We start from the raw sequence: 16,202 nt of genomic DNA, 5'->3' as shown, positions 1-16,202 counted from the left end.
GGGGTCGGATGCTCCGGCGTCTCGCGGGAGGGTCTGTGAGTTCGATCGAGCGGCGCCGTCGGCGCCTGGAGGCTCATCGCGGCTCACGTGCATCCGGGGTCGCGTCAATCCGGTGCGCTCCCAGAGGGGTCCTGGGGTGGGTTCCCGGTGGCGTGCATGCGCCCCTCGGGGTCCAGCTGCCTCAGCATCGCCGCAGAGATGGCTGAAAGCTCGTGGATCTGCTCAGGGGTCAGCTGATCCACCACGAAGCGACGCACTGCTCCCACGTGGCCCGGCGCCGACCGGACAAGCTTCTGTCGCCCCGCTTCGGTGAGGCTGACGTTCGTGGCGCGGCGGTCCTCTGCGCAGGTCGACCTTTCCGCATAGCCCGCCGCCTCGAGGCGGGACACCACTCGGGAGAGCCGCGGCAGCGTCGCATTCGTGCGAGCTGCCAGAGCGCTGGTGCGCAGCGTGTGATCGGGGGCCTCGGAGAGCATGGCAAGAGTGAAGTACTCGAAGTGTGAGAGTCCCGCATCCGTCTCGAGCTGGAGGTCAAGGGCTGACGGGAGCAGCTCCAGGACCGCTGTGAAGCGGACCCATGCGACGTGCTCCTCTTCGGAGAGCCATCTGGTGTCGGTCATGCCCCGACCCTATCAATGCTTGCACGTACAACCAATGCACGGCATGTGGCTTGCAGTGGCAGTCAAGAGCCTGCTGGTGAGTGGTCGCGGGTTCATCTCGAGTGAGCATGGGTCTGCTGAACAACCTGGCCGTCACACAACCGTGAGAGCGCGCAGTCGTCGGTCCTGCTGGGCTGGACTCGCCACCCGATGGCGACAAGTCTCGGATCGCCACGGGCGACTCGTGTTCAGGATGAGTGGTCAGTGGTCGGTTGCGGACCATCTGCGGTTTGAGGAGCGTCGATGGCCGTCTGATGAGGGGATGTGCTCGAAGCTCAGCGGACGATGATGAGTCGCCGGCGAGTTGGGCGGCCCGTCGCTGAGGATTCGCTGCGGGGGCGGGCCCGTGCCGCTCCTCACACCCCGCCGCCCGGCCGCTCCTCACACCCCGGCGGCGTCGAACGCGATCTGGTCGGCTTCCCGCAGGATGCGGGCGCTCTCGTCCAGGAGTGACCGCTCCTCGTCGGTGAGTTCCGGTTCGAGGATGCGTACGGCCCCCTCGCGGCCCAGCACTGTCGGCAGTCCCATGAACGTGTCGTAGTCCTCCCGGTAGGACGCGACGGCCATGATCGCGCGGCTGTCGTCGACGATCGCCTCTGCGATCTGAGCGACGATCGCGCCGATGCCGTGCTGGCTGGCTCCGATGCCCTCGATGATGGAGATGTTCGAGTACTTCACGGCTTCCCGGACGCGGTCCTGGACCGCTGCGATGTCCTGACCGGACTCCCCGATGAGGTCGAGCACCCGCCGTCCGCCCACCCGGGCGGTCGACCAGGCGTACACCGCCGAGGTGCCGTGCTCTCCCAGCACCACTGCATCGACCTCGCTGGCGGGTACACCGAGCTCCTGCCCGACCCGATAGCGGAACCGGATGGTGTCGATCGTCGTTCCGGACGACAGGACCGTCATCTCCGGGGCGAGGCGCCGGGCCAGAGCGGCCAGCGGGTCCGGCGGATCCGTGACGACGAGGACCGTCGCGGTCGGGTCGACCTCTCGCAGCTGCCCGATCATGTCTGCATACGCGCGCGCGTTGGCGGGTATGAGGACACGGCGTCCCGCGTCGTCGGAGCGGTCGGTGGCTCCACCGTCCTTCTCGTTCACCCCCGCGGTGATGATGACGAGGTCCGCGCCCTTCAGGTCCGCGTAGCCTCCGGCGCGCACGCGAGCACGGGAGGTCGCCGCGGCTGCGTATGTGAAGTCCTCCGCGAGTCCCACGGCCTTCGCATGGGTGCGATTCACGAGGATGATCTCCGGGTCCAGGCCCGTCGGTGCGATGAGGGAGGCGACGGTCGCAGCCGTGACGGCTCCTGCGCCGATGATGCCGATGCGCTTCATGGGGTTGGCTCCTCGTCGTCGGGGATGGTTGTGCTGGGGCCACCCTACGGAACGCACTCCAGTGCGCGAACAGCCAGTTCTGCCTAGTGGAACGAGGGGTGAAAGCCGCCGAGCGCTGATATGATGAATCCATCATGCCGTCAATAGACTCTCAGCGCCCCCTCTATGAGATCAAGGCGAATCTCTTCAAGGGCCTCGCTCACCCGTTCCGCATCCGCATCCTCGAACTGCTCTCCGAGGCCCACCACGACGCCGCGCGACAGGACGGGTCGACTGTCGAGGGGCGAGCCGTCGACGGCGCGATCGTCGATGGTGCGAGCGAAGCGTATGGAGAGCTGAGCGTGTCCGACCTCCTCCGCGAGACCGAGCTCGAGGCCTCTCATCTGTCCCAGCACCTCGCTGTCCTCAGGCGGCACCGGCTCGTCGAGTCACAGCGCCGCGGCAGCCGTGTCTATTACCGGCTCGCGCACGTGCGCGTCGCGCGCATGCTCGCGGTCGCACGGCAGCTGCTCCTCGACACCCTCGCAGCGGACGAGAAGCTGCTCTCCGACGCCGGGGCCCTCCCCGCGGTGCAGGCCCTGGAGTCCCGCTCCGATGACAGCGGCGAGCAGGTGGACGGTTGACCACTCAGGCCACGCCAGCGGGGGCCTCAGCATTGACTCGCATGTGGGGGCACCTCCGCAGCCTCTGCCCGGACCCGCGAGACTATGCGAAGCTGCGCACGACCTGGTGGGCAGACGTGGCCGCCGGCGTGACCGTCGGAATCGTCGCGCTGCCCTTGGCGCTGGGCTTCGGGGTGAGTTCGGGGCTCAGTGCGAGTGAAGGACTCATCACCGCGATCGTCGCAGGGTTCCTGGCTGCGGTCTTCGGCGGGTCGAACGTTCAGGTGTCGGGCCCGACCGGCGCGATGGTCGTCGTCCTCCTTCCCATCGTCGCCTCGCACGGAGCAGGGGCGGTCGCGGTCGTGGCGATCCTCGCCGGCCTGCTCGTGGCACTCGCGGGCCTCCTGAAGCTGGGGCGGACCGTGGGCGTCATCCCGTGGCCCGTCATCGAAGGCTTCACGCTGGGGATCGGTGTCATCATCTTCCTGCAGCAGGTCCCCTCCGTCATGTCGCCCGGCGGTGTGGGAGGCGGTGGGCTCAGCACGAACGCGCTCATCGCGGCTCTGCAGTCGATCGCGCAGGCGGAGTGGGACTACGTCGTCTGGGCGCTGGGCATCACAGTGGTCGTCGTCGTGAGCATGCTCGTGGCGGGGCGGATCCACCCGTCGGTTCCGGGGTCGCTGCTGGGCATCGTCGTGGCGACGATCCTGTGCGTCGTGCTTCCCGCGCCGCTGGCCGTCATCGGTGCGCTGCCGTCGGGTCTGCCCGCGCCGTCGCTGCCGACGGTCGCCGTCGCGGACCTGCCGGACCTCATGGGTCCGGTCGTCGCCGTAGCGGCGCTGGCCGCGATCGAGTCGCTGCTGTCCGCCCGCGTCGCCGCTTCGATGGCGAACACCGGCCCCTACAGCCCGGACCGGGAACTCGTGGGCCAGGGCATCGCATCAATGGGGTCCGGGCTGTTCGGCGGCATGCCCGCGACAGGTGCGATCGCCCGCACCGCCGTCAACGTCCGCGCCGGCGCTCGCACGCGGCTCGCGTCAGTCGTGCACGCCGTCGTCCTGCTCTGCGTCGTGCTCTTCGCCGCCGGGCCCGTCGGCATGATCCCGCTGGCTGCTCTGGCGGGCATCCTCATGCTCACCGCGTGGCGGATGGTGAACTGGGCGACGGTCCGATCGATCATGCGATCGACCCGGGCGGATGCGGCCGCCTTCCTGCTGACCGCGATCGTGACAGTGGCGTTCGACCTGATCGTCGCCGTCATCATCGGGGTCGTCGTCGCGGGGTTCTTCGCGATCAGGAATCTGGCGCGGGAGACGCGGGTGACGCGCGAGGCCGTGCCCGGCGAGCCGGAGCCCGGTGATGAGCGGATCGCGGTCGTCCGGTTCGACGGCCCGCTGATCTTCGCGTCCGGAGACAGGGTCTTCGACGAGGTGATGGCCTTCGATGGCATCCGCGTCGTGGTCCTGCGCATGTCGTCCGTCGAGGTCATCGACGCGACGGGGGCGCATGTGCTGGAGGACATCGTGACATCACTGGAGAGGCGCGGGGTCACGGTGCTCATCAAGGGCGTGCAGGCCCGGCATGAAGAGCTGTTCCGCACCGTGGGAGTCCTGCCGGCGCTGCGGCACGTCCGCCACCTGTTCGACGACCTGGACGAGGCAGTCGAGCACGCACGCAGTCATATCGAGCGGGAGGGGCTGCGGACGTAGTCTGCGAGGATGCGGAGCCCTGAGCGCCCTCACTCCACCGGCACGCGCAGGATCCGGTCGTCGCCCTCGGCCGGGTCACCACGGCCGTCCGTGTTGTTGGTGAGGATCCAGAGCGAGCCGTCGGGGGCCTCGGTGACGGCGCGCAGGCGGCCGTGGTCACCGGCGAGATGGTCCGTCGACTGCTCGGGATCATCCACCGGCACCTCCCACACGCGCTCCCCGCGCAGGTTGGCGATGACGACGGAGTCGCCCACGACTGCGAGGCCGGACGGGCTCGCGTCGGCCGGGTCCCACTGCTGGACGGGGTCGATGAACTCGTCGTCGCCGCCGATCCCCTCGACGTCCGGCCACCCGTAGTTGCCGCCCGGCTCGATGACATTGAGCTCGTCCCACGTGTCCTGCCCGAACTCGCTCGCGTAGAGGGTGCCGTCGTCCGTCCAGTCGAGTCCCTGTGGATTGCGGTGTCCCAGGCTGAAGACGGGGGAGTCTGCGAACGGGTTGTCGTCCGGGACGCCGCCGTCCGGAGTGACGCGCAGGATCTTTCCGGCCGGCGAATCCTGGTCCTGAGCACTGCTGCCGTCCCCGGCGTCCCCTGTGGTCACGTAGAGCATGTCGTCCGGCCCGAACGCGATCCGGCCGCCATTGTGGTTGCCGGCCGCCGGGATCCCGTCGAGGACGGTCTCCGGTGCACCGACGCCGAGGTCCCCGGGGCTGCCCGTGAGAGGGAACCTCACCACCCGGTTGTCGCTCGCCGTCGTGTAGTACGCGTACAGGTGGTCGTCGTGGACGGCGAGTCCCAGCAGGCCGCCCTCGCCACGTGGTGCGACCTCGTCGATCGTCGTCACCTCCCGCGTCTGGCCGGAGTCGTCGAGTGCGATGACGCGGCCGCTGTCGCGCTCGCTCACCAGGGCGGTGCGTCCGTGGAACGCGATCGACCAGGGCGCCTCCAGATCGGTCGCGACGTCGGTCGGGTCCGAGAAGTCGGGGGCGCCCCCGGGCGTCGGGCCGGTCGCATCCTCGGCGGCGCCGGTCGGTCCGGGGCTCGAGGCGGTGGTCTGGTCCGAGGCGGTGGTGTCGGCCTGAGGCTCCTCGTCGGTGCCGGAGTCGCCGGGTATCGCGCAGCCTGTGGCGAGCAGTACCAAGGCGGCGAGCGCAGCGGCGGCCGCGCGGGGCCTCGGAGTCGGTATCGGCAACGACCTGAGCGGCGGGACCTGTGCACGGACCATGGCCTCAGCGTACGGGGTCGGACGGACTGTAGACCCCGAAAACGTGACGCGCGTAACATCGTGGGTGAGGACCGGCTCCGCCACGGAAGGTGCATATGACCACGATCGCGAACCTGAGCGTCTCGCTCGACGGGTTCTACACCGGCGCGGATCCCAGCTCGAAGAACCCCCTGGGCGACGAGGGGGCGGTGCTGCACGGCTGGTTCGGGCACGACGTCGCCGATCGCGCTCAGCTCACTGCCGATGACATCCTGCGCCCCGAATTCGAGAGGACGGGTGCGCTGGTGATGGGGCGCGACAGCTACGAGCACGGGCAGGCGCTCTGGGGCGCTCGCCCGCCGTTCGAAATGCCGCTGTTCGTCGTGACGCACAGGCCGCGAGCGGACGATGTGCGGGAGGGTTCGACGTTCCACTTCGTCGAATCCTTCGAGGACGCGTGGGCTCTCGCGCAGTACGCGGCCGACGACCGAGCGGTCGGACTGCACGGCGGAGGCGTGATCCGCCAGGGTCTGCGCGGTGGTCACCTGGATGAGCTGCAGCTGCACCTCGTGCCGGTGCTGCTGGGGCGCGGGCGCAGGCTGTTCGACGACGTGGTCGAGTCGCCGGTGGGGCTCGAGATCCTGCGCGTCGCGGAAGGTCCGGGCGTGACGCACGTGGAGTATCGAGTGCGGCCGGGTGGATGAGGGCCGCGTCCGTCGACGGGAAGGTGCGCACCATGAGTGAGCGACTGCAGCGGAATGAGGAGCTGCGTGATCAGTTCACGTGGCATTGGGATCACCTGCTCCGTGAGCGGTTGAGCGGACTCACGGACGACGAGTACTTCTGGGAGCCTGTGGCGGAGTCGTGGAGCGTTCGGCCCCGTGGAGCCGGCATCGCACCGGTTCAGGCCGGTTCGGGAGCGATGACCATCGACTTCGCGTTCCCGGAGCCCGTGCCCGCCCCGTTCACGACCATCGCCTGGCGACTGGGCCACGTGATCGTGGGAGTTCTTGCTGTGCGGAACGCTTCTCACTTCGGGCGTGAGCCCGTCGACTACTTCACCTTCGACTATGCGGCGACCGCGGAGGAAGCACTCGCGCAGCTCGATGAGGAGCTCGCGACGTGGTTGGCCGGTGTTGAGGCGCTGGGCGAGGACGGGCTGGCCCGACCGTGCGGGGAGGCGGAGGGTCCGTTCGCGGAGGACCCGATGTCTCGTCTGGTGCTCCACATCCATCGCGAGCTCATCCATCACCTGTCCGAGGTGTGCGTGCTGAGGGACCTCTACCTGCACTCGCACGACTGCGGTGCCGCGGCTGGAGGGGTCGGGGCATGAGTGCGACCCTCCAGATCACGTTCGACGCGCACGACCCGCGCGGGCTCTCCGCCTTCTGGCGCGAGGTGCTGGGGTATGTGCATCCGGCGCCGCCGGGAGTGGAGCTTGCTCCCGGCGCCGACGCGATGGCGGCGTGGGATGTGTTCCTCGAACGAGCCGGCATCCCGCAGGAGCAGTGGAACAGCTCGTCCGCGCTGGAGGACCCGGACGGCCAGGGCCCGCGGATCTTCTTCCAGCAGGTGCCGGAGGGAAAGGCTGCGAAGAACCGGGTGCACCTGGACGTGCGTGCCGCACCCGGGCTCGAGGGCGACCAGCGGATGGAGGCGTTCGAGGACGAGTGCGCTCGTCTGGTGTCGCTTGGTGCGACGAGGCTGGAACGCTTCGATCCCGAACCGCCGTTCAGCCACGGCTTCATCGTCATGGCCGATCCCGAGGGCAATGAGTTCTGCCTGGACTGAGGTCTCACACGGCGGTGCTCTCCGATTCGACCGGCTGATTGCGGACTCGCAGCGCCTCTGCTCGTTCGTGGATCTCCCGACGCAGCTCCGCAGGTTCGAGCACCTCGACTCCCGGTACTCCCATGAGCTGGGAACTCGCGATGTCCACAGACTCCATATGCAGACGGATCTCCAGGCGGTCGCCGTCGCAGTCTGCTTCGCTGATCGCCGTTCGGGTGCCAGGGCCGGGCACGGCGGCGACCAGTACCTCAGCGGAAGCCATCGGCAGCGACAGGCGTACCGGAAGCGAGGCGAGGGACGCCTCCAAGGTCCCGCGGGATTCTCGCCAGTACTCAGCCAGAGAGAACTCCGCCGGCCTTGCACACTGCTCCGTCAGGATCTCCACGTGGGACATCCGCGAGAGACGATACGTGCGCAGAGTGCCCTGCCGTGCGGCGACGAGGTACCAGCGATCGGTCTTGAGGACGAGGCCGAGCGGATCGACGGAACGACGTCCTCGTCGTAGGGGGCTCTGCGCTGCGGCGGACCCGCTCGCAGCCGCCTCGACGTGTGAACGGAAGGCGTAGTCGAACGAGAGGCGCCGGCCCTCCCAGACACTCCGCGCCACCTCCGCCAGGGCCGCAGGTCGATCTGAGGGAGCGAACCACGCTTCGTTGTCGAGGAGGAAGCGCTCGTGGGTGCGTTCGGGGCTCGGCCCGAGCTGCGAGGCGGCGGACAGCATCTTGAGCCGTGCGGCTGTGAAGTCGTCATGCAGTCCGAGGTCCCGTGAGCCTGCCTCTCCGATGATCAGCGTCTGCAGTTCGACGGCTGTCATGCCGGTGACGGGGGATCGCCATCCGTCCACCAGTCCGACACCTCCTGCCGGCCCTGTGCGGGTCCACACCGGCACGCCGATCTGCTGCAGGGCGGCGATGTCGCGCTGGATCGTGCGAGTGGACACGTGGTGTCGCTCCGCGAGTGCCTGTGCAGTGGTGGGCCGCGCGTTCCCGAGCTCCAGCAGGACCGCCAGCATGCGTGAGGTCCTCATGGAGGAATCCTACGCAATCCCGACAGAGGATGTCCGGAATCCCTGCAAGGGTGGAATGACGCAGAAGGAATCGACCTGAAGGGACGCACTGTGGATGCATCGCCACTCACCGGCCGGATCGCACTGGTGACGGGCGCGACGCGCGGCGCAGGCCGAGCGATCGCCCGGGAACTCGCCGCCGCCGGTGCCCATGTGTACTGCACCGGACGCTCCACCCGGACCCAGGGCTCGGACTATGACCGGACGGAGACGATCGAGGGAACTGCAGAGCTCATCGCAGAGGCCGGTGGAACAGCCACTGCCGTGGCCGTGGATCACCGGTACCGCTCGCAGGTCGAGTCGCTCATCGCCCGGATCGAGTCCGCGCAGGGGCGGCTCGACATACTCGTGAACGACATCGGGGGAGAGGCCTACGTCGACTTCGACGTCCCCCTGTGGGACTACGACTGGGAGCAGGGGATGAAGCTGTTCGACACCGGATTCGTGACCCACCTCATCACCAGTCATGCCGCTCTGGGCCTGCTCAGCAGGACCCCGGGAGGCCTCGTCATCGAGATCACCGATGGCACGCGGGAGTTCAACGCCCGGCAGTACCGATCGACGGTCTTCCTCGACCTCACCAAGACCGCCGTGGACCGGCTGGCGTTCGCCGAGGGGCACGACCTGAAGGACCGTGGTGGGACGGCGGTCTCCGTGACGCCGGGATGGCTGCGTTCCGAGATGATGCTCGACGGCTTCGGCGTCACTGAAGAGAACTGGCGGGCGGCGGCCGAGGCGAACCGTGGCCGCGAGGACGCCGTGCCGCCGTATGACTTCGTCATCTCCGAGACTCCCGCGCTGCTGGCCCGAGGGATCACGGCTCTGGCCGCCGATCCGCAGCGTGAAGAGTGGAACACCCGATCGACGAGCTCCTTCGAGCTCGCGCAGCACTACGGGCTCTCCGACGTGGACGGGTCCCGCCCTGACGCGTGGTCGTTCATCGCGGCTCTGGACTCGTCGTCTGCGGATGAGATCGACATCGCCGACTACCGCTGAGTCTGACCGGGCCGGGCGGCTGATCCGCGCAGTCGCGACATGTCGGTCAGCACCATCCGCTCCGAGGTGTTCACGTGTGCGACCCGCGGCGATCCGCTCAGGTCGCGGTTCGTCGTGGAGTGGAACGCAGTCATCCCGCCCGCGGATGTCCGTCTGCTCGTGAAGGTCCGTGCGATGGCTGAGAGGAGTGCGTGGTCCGTGAACGTGGCCTCCTCGAAGCAGTTGATCACGTGATCGCCGATCAGTCCGACCCTGGTGTGTGATCCCCTGTGCTCGGCGGTGAAGCTCGCGAAACCGTGGGCCGCATGCATGCCGAGCCCCTGGGGCAGGTCCGTGAGGGCGACGGGGTGCGGGCCGGGTCGGACTTCTCTGACCAGCCAGTGGTGGGAGGCGACCCGGTGGAATCCGATCGCCGTGTAGAGCCCGATCGCCGGAGAGTTGTCGGCGAAGACATCCAGGCCGAGCTCTGTCACAGCGGGGAACTCGTCGGCGAACGCGCGGAGGATGCGCTTCCCGAGCCCTCGGCCCCGGAACGGTGGGAACACGACGAGTGAGGACAGGAAGCCGCGAGCGGGAGGATGCACGCGGAAGTCGGCGAATGCCGCTGGGCGGCCGTGAGCATCAGCGAGGACGCGCAGGCGGTGGTGGGGGAACGACACGGGAAAGTCGATGACCAGCCGCAGGTAGTCGAGGTACCCGTGCTGGTTGTCGACGACGTAGGGACGGTGCTCCGGCTCCACGGAGGCCTGGAGGGCGTCTCCGAAGAAGGTGAGGTGTTCCTCGGCCAGGCCCCTGAACTGCAGGTCGCCCCGCGGCGGGCAGATCATAGACGCCGGGCCCTCTCGACATCGAGGTCCTCCATGGCGGCGGACGGGTCCTCCACCACCCCGTCGCGTCGGAGCACTGCGCAGGCCGTGGCGAGGACGAGGCGGGTGTCCCCGCGGATGGACAGGTTCTCCACATACTCGACGTCGAGGGCCAGCCGATCGTCCCAGCCCACTGTGTTGCGGCCGTGCACCTGAGCAAGGCCCGTGATCCCCGGGCGCACCAGGAGGCGCTTCGCCTCAGCATCGGTGAAGTACGCGGTGTATTCCTCCAGCAGAGGGCGCGGGCCGACGAGGGACATGTCGCCGGTGAGGACATTGAACAGCTCGGGCAGCTCATCGAGGCTGGTGCGGCGCAGGGCCCGTCCGAAGGCGGTGAGTCGCTGGCCGTCGGGGAGGGGCGCGCCCGCAGAGTCCACCGCAGTGCTCATCGTGCGGAACTTGATCATGCGGAACAGTGCGCCGTGGCGTCCGGGGCGCGACTGCGAGAAGACGATCGGCCTGCCCAGTCGGATCCGCACGGCGATGCCGACCCCGATGATCACCGGGCCCAGGAGCACGAGAGCGGTCAGAGCCCCGACGACGTCCAGCGCTCGCTTCAGCAGGAGGCGGGCCGGGGTGAGCCTCCGGTGGGCAGGAGGGCAGTGCTGACCCATTGCCTCCCGCAGAGAGAGCTCAGTGTGCATGCCTGTTCCCTTCCGTCCGTTGGCGCCGCTCCGTCACTTCTATCGCTTGTATCAGCCGAAGGCCACGGACTGCGCGCGGGTTGTGCGGGCTCCCGCCCTCCACCTGCGGAGTCCCGCATCACGCCCGTGGAGCGAGCCTGCAGTGCGGGTGCTGTCGGTAGCGTGTCGGTCGTCATTGATTTCGAAAAGGGAAATATCTGCGGCGAGGGATCTCTGCGGTCGAACGAGAAGGGGGCTGATGCGTGGTGGGTTTTCGAGTGCTGGATTCGGTGGAGGATCGGAGCGAGTGGGTAGCGGTCTGGGAGAGGTCACCCATGCAGCTCCCCTACGCCCACCCGGGATACGGCGATCTGGTCTGCCCACCGGACGGCAGGCTGCTGGCGGCGGTCATGGACCTCGACCGCTCGACAGTCCTCTATCCGTTCGTGATGCGTTCGATCGACGGAGGCCCGAAGAGCGACATCAGCTCCCCGTACGGCTATGGAGGACCCCTGCGCTGGGGGCCGGACAGTGACGCTGAGCTCGCCTGGCGCTTCTGGGAGGAGTTCGACCGGTGGGCAGGGGACCACGGCGTGGTCGCAGAGTTCATCAGGTTCTCTCTGTTCGACGACGTCCTGCCATACCCGGGCACTCGGCGACCGCGGAATCTCAATTCCGTCAGTGAGCTGCCGGCTGACGAAGAAGAGCTCTGGGCGGGCCTCCACAAGAAGGTGAGGCAGGCCTTCAGGAGAGCACTGCGCGGCGAGATGAGGGTGGAGATCGATACCGACTGCTCGCGCCTCGACGACTTCGCACGGATATACCGCGGCACGATGGAGCGCCGTGCGAGCGACGACTGGTATCGATTCGACCGTGCGTTCTTCGCACGGCTGACGTCCGCGCTGGGGGATCGGGCCGCGCTGGTCTTCGCGATCCACGACGGTCGAGCCGTCGCTGCGAATCTGATGCTGCTGGGCGCCGACACGGCGTACGCATTCCTCGGCGGAACAGAGGAGGCGGCGCTCGGACTGCGGCCTACGGAGTTCATGGAGTACCACTCCATGAACTGGGCGAGAGAGATCGGCTGCCGGAGGTACGTGCTCGGCGGCGGGGTGACGCCGGGCGACGGCCTGGAACGGTACAAGCGACGTTTCGCGCCGGATGGCGGAGTGATGTTCCACACCGGTGAGAGGGTCCTCGACCCGGTCGCATTCGAGGCGCTCGTGGGAGAGCGGCGGCGTGAGTTCGACGCGGCGGGTATGCAGTGGGACGACGACGCGGAGTTCTTCCCGCTGTATCGGCGGCCGCTGCCGGAGGGTCCGCAGCCGGTGCCGGCAGGCTCAGAGACGCGGGGCGCTGACAGGTAGGCCCCGGAGGCCGAGTCCGGGGAGGAGCTGCCGCCCCACCCCTCGCCTTCGGGGCGTCGTCGTGCATTCCAGCGCCGACCGGCTTGCGACCACCGCCACGATCGCATCGCTGACGATGATGGTTCCCGCCATCCACCACGGCACGATGCCCGTGGTGGATGGCGGGAACCGGTGGCGCGCACTCTCAGAGCGAGGAGCATGGATGCCGGGTGTGAACCCCGTTGTCGTCACCTGCGACCGGGACTGCTCCTGCCGATGGTGGAGCGCCGGCCGGTGGGGCCCTCCGTGATCAGCGCCCCGACGTTGGTGGGCCCAGTGGGGATCGAACCCACGACCCACGGATTAAAAGTCCGTTGCTCTGCCAACTGAGCTATAGGCCCACGCAGAGTCTACAGAACCGGCACGGTCCACAGAACCGGTGAGTCCACAGAACCGGCCAGTGCACAGCACCGGTGCGTGCGCGGCGCCGCCCTGTCCTCACAGGTCCTGCCTTCCCTCAGGGCATCGGCACACCCGCATACGTGCCGAAGGACCAGAGATTCCCTTCCGGGTCCTTCACCGTGAACTCACGGCTGCCGTAGTCGGTGTCGACGAGCGGACTGACGACCTCAGCCCCCGCCCGCTGCGCCCGTTCGTGCAGCGCGTCGACATCCTGCACGACGACGTACGTGCCTGCTGTGCCGGGCCTCCGCGACCACTCGCGGCCCTCCCGGTACGACCCGAGCATCAGGCCGCCCGCACCCTCGGGCCACAGCAGCTCTGCGTGGGCGACGGTGTCTCCGTCGTCATGGCGCGCGGTGAGCCGGAAGCCGAATGACTCTGTCAGGTAGATGATGAGAGCTTCGGCGTCCTGAGCCTGCAGGGTCACCCACACGGTGGGGGTCGCGGCTCCCCGGCCCGCGCCCGCCGCCTGTTCATGCGCGCCGATCCCGGCGCGGTCGATGTCCGAGGGGTTCCGAGGATCCGTTTCTCCAGTCATGGCCCCAGCCTGGTTGCTCCCGTCCACTCAGGGAAGGGGGCCGCCGCGCTCCGAAGACGATTCACACCGGGCGGTGATCTGCCGCTGACGGGGCGTGCCCTCGTACCGACCTGCCCGGGCGCATGGCCCACAGCCTCCCTGCCTTCCAGCGGTGCGCGGGGCTAGGCTCGTGGATGGACACACGTCGCAGATCCGTCAGGAGAACGCCATGCCCACCGCCGCGCAGCACATCGTGGACACACTCGCAGCGAGCGGCGTGAGCCGCGTCTACGGGATCGCAGGCGATTCCCTCAACGGCTTCACGGATGCCCTGCGCGGCACGGACGGGATCAGCTGGTTCAGCACTCGTCACGAGGAGGCAGCCGCCTTCGCCGCCTCCGCTGAAGCCGGACTCACCGGTGCACTCGCCGCCTGCGCAGGCTCCTGCGGCCCGGGCAACACGCACCTCGTGAACGGGCTGTACGACGCGATGCGCTCGCGTGTGCCGGTGCTGGCGATCGCCGCTCAGATCCCCAGCGAGGAGATCGGCACCGGCTACTTCCAGGAGACGCACCCGCAGGAGCTCTTCCGCGAGTCCAGTGTCTACATCGAGCACGTCAGCAGTGCGGAGCAGCTGCCGCGACTGCTGCGCATCGCACTGCGGGAGGCACTGTCCCAGCGCGGCCCGGCAGTCCTCGTCATCCCCGGCGATGTGCTGCTCACGCGGATCGACACCGCCGCCGAGGCCGTCCTCCCCACCGCATCCGCCACCGTCCCGGCCGGGCCGGCGCTGGCAGGCGCCGCGCAGGCGCTCAACGACTGCACGAAGGTGACGATCCTCGCCGGTGCGGGCGTCGACGGGGCGCGCGATCAGGTCATCGAGCTGGCGGAGAGGCTGCAGGCCCCCATCGTCCACGCGCTGCGCGGCAAGGAGTTCATCGAGCATGACAATCCCTACGACGTGGGGATGTCGGGGCTGCTGGGCTTCGCGTCCGGCTACCACGCGATGATGCAGGCGGAGACGCTCGTCATGCTCGGCACCGACTTCCCCTACCCGCAGTTCCTCCCGCAGGACGCGACGGTCATCCAGGTGGACATCCGCGGCGGCCAGATCGGTCGGCGGACACGCGTCGACCACCCGCTCGTCGGTGACGTCCGCTCGACCGTCGCAGCGCTCCTGCCGATGCTCACCCAGCAGGAGGACGCGAAGCACCTCGCCCGGATGGTGAAGCACTACGGCAGGACCCGGAAGGAGCTCGACGACCTCGCGACCCCGGCACGCCGGCGGATCCACCCGCAGTACCTCACACGGCTGCTCGACGAAGGGGCGACGGACGATGCGGTCTTCCTGCCCGACGTCGGCTCACCCGTCATGTGGGCCGCCCGTCACCTCACGATGAACGGGAAGAGGCGCCTCATCGGGTCCTTCAGCCACGGGTCGATGGCGAACGCGCTGTCGCAGGCGATCGGTGCGCAGTCCGCCTACCCGGACCGTCAGGTGATCGCGATGGCCGGCGACGGCGGACTGTCGATGCTCATGGGCGAGCTGCTGACCGTCCACCAGTACGATCTGCCGGTGAAGACCGTCGTCTACAACAACGACTCGCTCAACTTCGTCGAACTGGAGATGAAGGCCGCCGGCTTCGTCACCCATGCGACGGACCTCGGCAGCACCGACTTCGCGGCGATCGCGGATGCGGTCGGCATCAAGGGGTTCCGAGTCGAGAAGCCCCAGGAGCTCGAGGAGACGGTGAAAGCGTTCCTCGCGCATGACGGCCCCGCGCTGCTGGACGTCGTGGTGGAGCGGCAGGAGCTCTCCATGCCCCCGTCGATCAAGGCACAGCAGGCGGCCGGCTTCGCACTCTTCGCTGTCCGCACCGTCCTGTCCGGGCGCGGCGACGAGCTCATCGACCTCGCGAAGGCGAATCTGCGCCAGCTGCTCTGAATCTGAGGTCGCGGTGGAGCCGCGCCGTAGGCCGGACGACCCTCGGTGCAGGTGCAGTCTCAGGTGCAGATGCAGGTGCACCTGCCCGACGGAGCGTCATCGTCTCTCAGAGGCGAGGGTCCGGCCGCCAGGTGCGGGGGACCTCGGGCGCGTCGCCGTCTTCGCCCGTCGCCTCGTCGATGCCGGGCAGTCCCAGCTGGTCGACGGCTTCTCCCTCGATGTCCTGCTTCCCCCTCCGCCGGGACGCGACCGCCATGAGATGGCGCAGCCCTGCGGTGATGTCCGCGTCGCGCAGCGGGCTGCTGGATGACGGGTCGAGGTCCGGCGAGAAGTGGTTCGGCATGTCGCCGAAGGCGTTCCGCGCATTCTTCACGACGGTGTTGGCCATGATGCGATTGGCGGTGCCGCCGACGACGGCGCCCACGCCGAACGGCAGCGCGCGCCCCACGATCGATCCGCCGGTGCGTGCGGCGTAGGTGCGGATGAGCTTCTTGCGCAGCTTCCGCACGACCGTGTCCATCACGACGGAGGGGATCTGCGTCGTCACGAGCGCACCGAAGTTCGAGTGGACGGGCGGGCCGCCCTCGATCTGGTCGGAGAACTGACGGACGAGGTCCTTGCCGGATCCGCCCAGCATGAGTCCCATGACGAGCGCATTCGCGCGCTTGGGTTCGCGCACCTGCATGCCGTGCAGCTCTGCGAGCGACTGGGAGTACAGGGCGGACAACTCCAGGAAGCCGCCCGTCTCGACAGCGGCAAGACCGAGCGCCGCCCCGGTGCCGATGCCGGGGACGACAGCGGTCGCGCCCACTGCTGCGCCGCCCCCCATGGCGAGGTTCACGTAGTGCCTGCGGAGGAGCTCTGCGATCTCGCTCGGGGAGGCGTGCGGATGGCGCCGGCGGACGCTGCGGATGTAGGCGAGCACGACCGGCCGCTGGACGGACAGCGCCCTGCCCAGCAGAGTCTGCGCCTGGGGGCGGAGCTCCCCGTCCTTCGTGAACGCGAACGTGTGAGCTGCGCCCAGTCCCCTCGAAGCGGTGGTCTGCGATGTCATAGGTCCTCCTCAAGGGCCTTCGAAGC

16 protein-coding genes and 1 tRNA gene are annotated in these 16,202 nt (G+C 68.7%); 8 read left to right on the top strand and 9 right to left on the bottom strand.

The features are described 5' to 3' along the window. Positions 1–104: 104 nt before the first annotated feature. Both BJEO58_RS06790 and BJEO58_RS06785 read right to left on the bottom strand, forming a co-directional pair. Positions 105–620: a MarR family winged helix-turn-helix transcriptional regulator gene (locus tag BJEO58_RS06790; RefSeq protein ID WP_101588715.1), complete on the bottom strand. Its 516-nt coding sequence runs from the start codon at positions 618–620 to the stop codon at positions 105–107. Positions 621–1,040: 420 nt separating this feature from the next. Then, positions 1,041–1,994, bottom strand: coding sequence for a malate dehydrogenase (locus BJEO58_RS06785; RefSeq protein ID WP_101588714.1), 954 nt, complete (start codon positions 1,992–1,994; stop codon positions 1,041–1,043). Between the two features lie 134 nt (positions 1,995–2,128). On the opposite strand from BJEO58_RS06785, the gene BJEO58_RS06780 reads away from it, so the two are divergent. Both BJEO58_RS06780 and BJEO58_RS06775 read left to right on the top strand, forming a co-directional pair. Beyond that, on the top strand, positions 2,129–2,617 hold the full coding sequence (locus BJEO58_RS06780) for an ArsR/SmtB family transcription factor (protein ID WP_101588713.1): 489 nt from the start codon (positions 2,129–2,131) through the stop codon (positions 2,615–2,617). A gap of 41 nt (positions 2,618–2,658) precedes the next feature. Next, complete coding sequence (locus BJEO58_RS06775) at positions 2,659–4,305, top strand: SulP family inorganic anion transporter (RefSeq protein WP_101588712.1); 1,647 nt, start codon at positions 2,659–2,661, stop codon at positions 4,303–4,305. Between the two features lie 29 nt (positions 4,306–4,334). On the opposite strand, the gene BJEO58_RS06770 is transcribed toward BJEO58_RS06775, so the two are convergent. Next, positions 4,335–5,531: a PQQ-dependent sugar dehydrogenase gene (locus BJEO58_RS06770; RefSeq protein WP_101588711.1), complete on the bottom strand. Its 1,197-nt coding sequence runs from the start codon at positions 5,529–5,531 to the stop codon at positions 4,335–4,337. 95 nt (positions 5,532–5,626) lie between these two features. Between BJEO58_RS06770 and BJEO58_RS06765 the strand changes: the two genes are divergently transcribed. The 3 genes from BJEO58_RS06765 to BJEO58_RS06755 are packed head-to-tail and all read left to right on the top strand — an operon-like array spanning position 5,627 to position 7,301. Beyond that, on the top strand, positions 5,627–6,214 hold the full coding sequence (locus BJEO58_RS06765) for a dihydrofolate reductase family protein (protein WP_101588710.1): 588 nt from the start codon (positions 5,627–5,629) through the stop codon (positions 6,212–6,214). A 32-nt stretch (positions 6,215–6,246) separates the two neighbouring features. Further along, positions 6,247–6,843 (top strand): DinB family protein, encoded by a 597-nt coding sequence (locus tag BJEO58_RS06760; protein ID WP_101588807.1) that lies wholly within the window; start codon positions 6,247–6,249, stop codon positions 6,841–6,843. After that, entirely contained in the window at positions 6,840–7,301 is a 462-nt protein-coding gene (locus BJEO58_RS06755; protein ID WP_101588709.1) for a VOC family protein, read from the top strand. The genes BJEO58_RS06760 and BJEO58_RS06755 overlap by 4 nt, the downstream gene beginning before the upstream one ends. Positions 7,302–7,305: 4 nt before the next feature. On the opposite strand, the gene BJEO58_RS06750 is transcribed toward BJEO58_RS06755, so the two are convergent. Continuing rightward, entirely contained in the window at positions 7,306–8,328 is a 1,023-nt protein-coding gene (locus tag BJEO58_RS06750) for a helix-turn-helix transcriptional regulator (RefSeq protein ID WP_101588708.1), read from the bottom strand. Positions 8,329–8,418: 90 nt separating this feature from the next. Here BJEO58_RS06750 and BJEO58_RS06745 point away from each other — a divergent pair, with 90 nt between their 5' ends. Continuing rightward, positions 8,419–9,363, top strand: coding sequence for an SDR family oxidoreductase (locus BJEO58_RS06745; protein WP_101588707.1), 945 nt, complete (start codon positions 8,419–8,421; stop codon positions 9,361–9,363). On the opposite strand, the gene BJEO58_RS06740 is transcribed toward BJEO58_RS06745, so the two are convergent. Further along, positions 9,354–10,190, bottom strand: coding sequence for a GNAT family N-acetyltransferase (locus BJEO58_RS06740; RefSeq protein ID WP_101588706.1), 837 nt, complete (start codon positions 10,188–10,190; stop codon positions 9,354–9,356). The genes BJEO58_RS06745 and BJEO58_RS06740 overlap by 10 nt on opposite strands. Continuing rightward, positions 10,187–10,873, bottom strand: a complete 687-nt coding sequence (locus BJEO58_RS06735) for a sugar transferase (protein ID WP_281284826.1) — start codon at positions 10,871–10,873, stop codon at positions 10,187–10,189. Before BJEO58_RS06735 ends, BJEO58_RS06740 begins: the two co-directional genes overlap by 4 nt. Before the next feature lie 314 nt (positions 10,874–11,187). On the opposite strand from BJEO58_RS06735, the gene BJEO58_RS06730 reads away from it, so the two are divergent. Continuing rightward, complete coding sequence (locus tag BJEO58_RS06730) at positions 11,188–12,219, top strand: lipid II:glycine glycyltransferase FemX (protein ID WP_144573893.1); 1,032 nt, start codon at positions 11,188–11,190, stop codon at positions 12,217–12,219. Between the two features lie 304 nt (positions 12,220–12,523). Here the strand turns inward: BJEO58_RS06730 and BJEO58_RS06725 are convergent. Together BJEO58_RS06725 and BJEO58_RS06720 are read right to left on the bottom strand one after the other, a co-directional pair. Further along, a tRNA-Lys gene (locus BJEO58_RS06725) sits at positions 12,524–12,599 on the bottom strand. A gap of 116 nt (positions 12,600–12,715) precedes the next feature. Then, entirely contained in the window at positions 12,716–13,198 is a 483-nt protein-coding gene (locus BJEO58_RS06720; RefSeq protein ID WP_101588704.1) for a VOC family protein, read from the bottom strand. Between the two features lie 208 nt (positions 13,199–13,406). Between BJEO58_RS06720 and poxB the strand changes: the two genes are divergently transcribed. Further along, positions 13,407–15,122, top strand: coding sequence for a ubiquinone-dependent pyruvate dehydrogenase (gene poxB / locus BJEO58_RS06715; protein ID WP_101588703.1), 1,716 nt, complete (start codon positions 13,407–13,409; stop codon positions 15,120–15,122). Between the two features lie 106 nt (positions 15,123–15,228). Here poxB and BJEO58_RS06710 read toward each other — a convergent pair whose 3' ends face one another. Further along, positions 15,229–16,176 carry a hypothetical protein gene (locus BJEO58_RS06710; RefSeq protein ID WP_101588702.1) on the bottom strand — a complete coding sequence of 316 codons (948 nt, stop codon included), beginning with the start codon at positions 16,174–16,176 and terminating at the stop codon, positions 15,229–15,231. Positions 16,177–16,202: the final 26 nt, after the last annotated feature.

The sequence above is a fragment of the Brevibacterium jeotgali genome (genome assembly GCF_900169175.1).
In the GTDB taxonomy this organism is placed as follows: Bacteria; Actinomycetota; Actinomycetes; order Actinomycetales; family Brevibacteriaceae; genus Brevibacterium; species Brevibacterium jeotgali.
The sequence above is the reverse complement of the archived record's forward strand: the minus strand, read 5'-3'. Positions and strand labels throughout refer to the sequence as shown.

Bases quoted from the DNA above. Each gene is read 5' to 3' on its own strand.
- BJEO58_RS06765 (WP_101588710.1), top strand. From the start codon at position 5,627: ATGACCACGATCGCGAACCTGAGCGTCTCGCTCGACGGGTTCTACACC.
- poxB (WP_101588703.1), top strand. From the start codon at position 13,407: ATGCCCACCGCCGCGCAGCACATCGTGGACACACTCGCAGCGAGCGGC.
- BJEO58_RS06710 (WP_101588702.1), bottom strand. From the start codon at position 16,176: ATGACATCGCAGACCACCGCTTCGAGGGGACTGGGCGCAGCTCACACG.
- BJEO58_RS06750 (WP_101588708.1), bottom strand. From the start codon at position 8,328: ATGAGGACCTCACGCATGCTGGCGGTCCTGCTGGAGCTCGGGAACGCG.
- BJEO58_RS06785 (WP_101588714.1), bottom strand. From the start codon at position 1,994: ATGAAGCGCATCGGCATCATCGGCGCAGGAGCCGTCACGGCTGCGACC.
- BJEO58_RS06775 (WP_101588712.1), top strand. From the start codon at position 2,659: ATGTGGGGGCACCTCCGCAGCCTCTGCCCGGACCCGCGAGACTATGCG.
- BJEO58_RS06740 (WP_101588706.1), bottom strand. From the start codon at position 10,190: ATGATCTGCCCGCCGCGGGGCGACCTGCAGTTCAGGGGCCTGGCCGAG.
- BJEO58_RS06790 (WP_101588715.1), bottom strand. From the start codon at position 620: ATGACCGACACCAGATGGCTCTCCGAAGAGGAGCACGTCGCATGGGTC.
- BJEO58_RS06770 (WP_101588711.1), bottom strand. From the start codon at position 5,531: ATGGTCCGTGCACAGGTCCCGCCGCTCAGGTCGTTGCCGATACCGACT.
- BJEO58_RS06760 (WP_101588807.1), top strand. From the start codon at position 6,247: ATGAGTGAGCGACTGCAGCGGAATGAGGAGCTGCGTGATCAGTTCACG.
- BJEO58_RS06755 (WP_101588709.1), top strand. From the start codon at position 6,840: ATGAGTGCGACCCTCCAGATCACGTTCGACGCGCACGACCCGCGCGGG.
- BJEO58_RS06780 (WP_101588713.1), top strand. From the start codon at position 2,129: ATGCCGTCAATAGACTCTCAGCGCCCCCTCTATGAGATCAAGGCGAAT.
- BJEO58_RS06720 (WP_101588704.1), bottom strand. From the start codon at position 13,198: ATGACTGGAGAAACGGATCCTCGGAACCCCTCGGACATCGACCGCGCC.
- BJEO58_RS06735 (WP_281284826.1), bottom strand. From the start codon at position 10,873: ATGCACACTGAGCTCTCTCTGCGGGAGGCAATGGGTCAGCACTGCCCT.
- BJEO58_RS06730 (WP_144573893.1), top strand. From the start codon at position 11,188: ATGCAGCTCCCCTACGCCCACCCGGGATACGGCGATCTGGTCTGCCCA.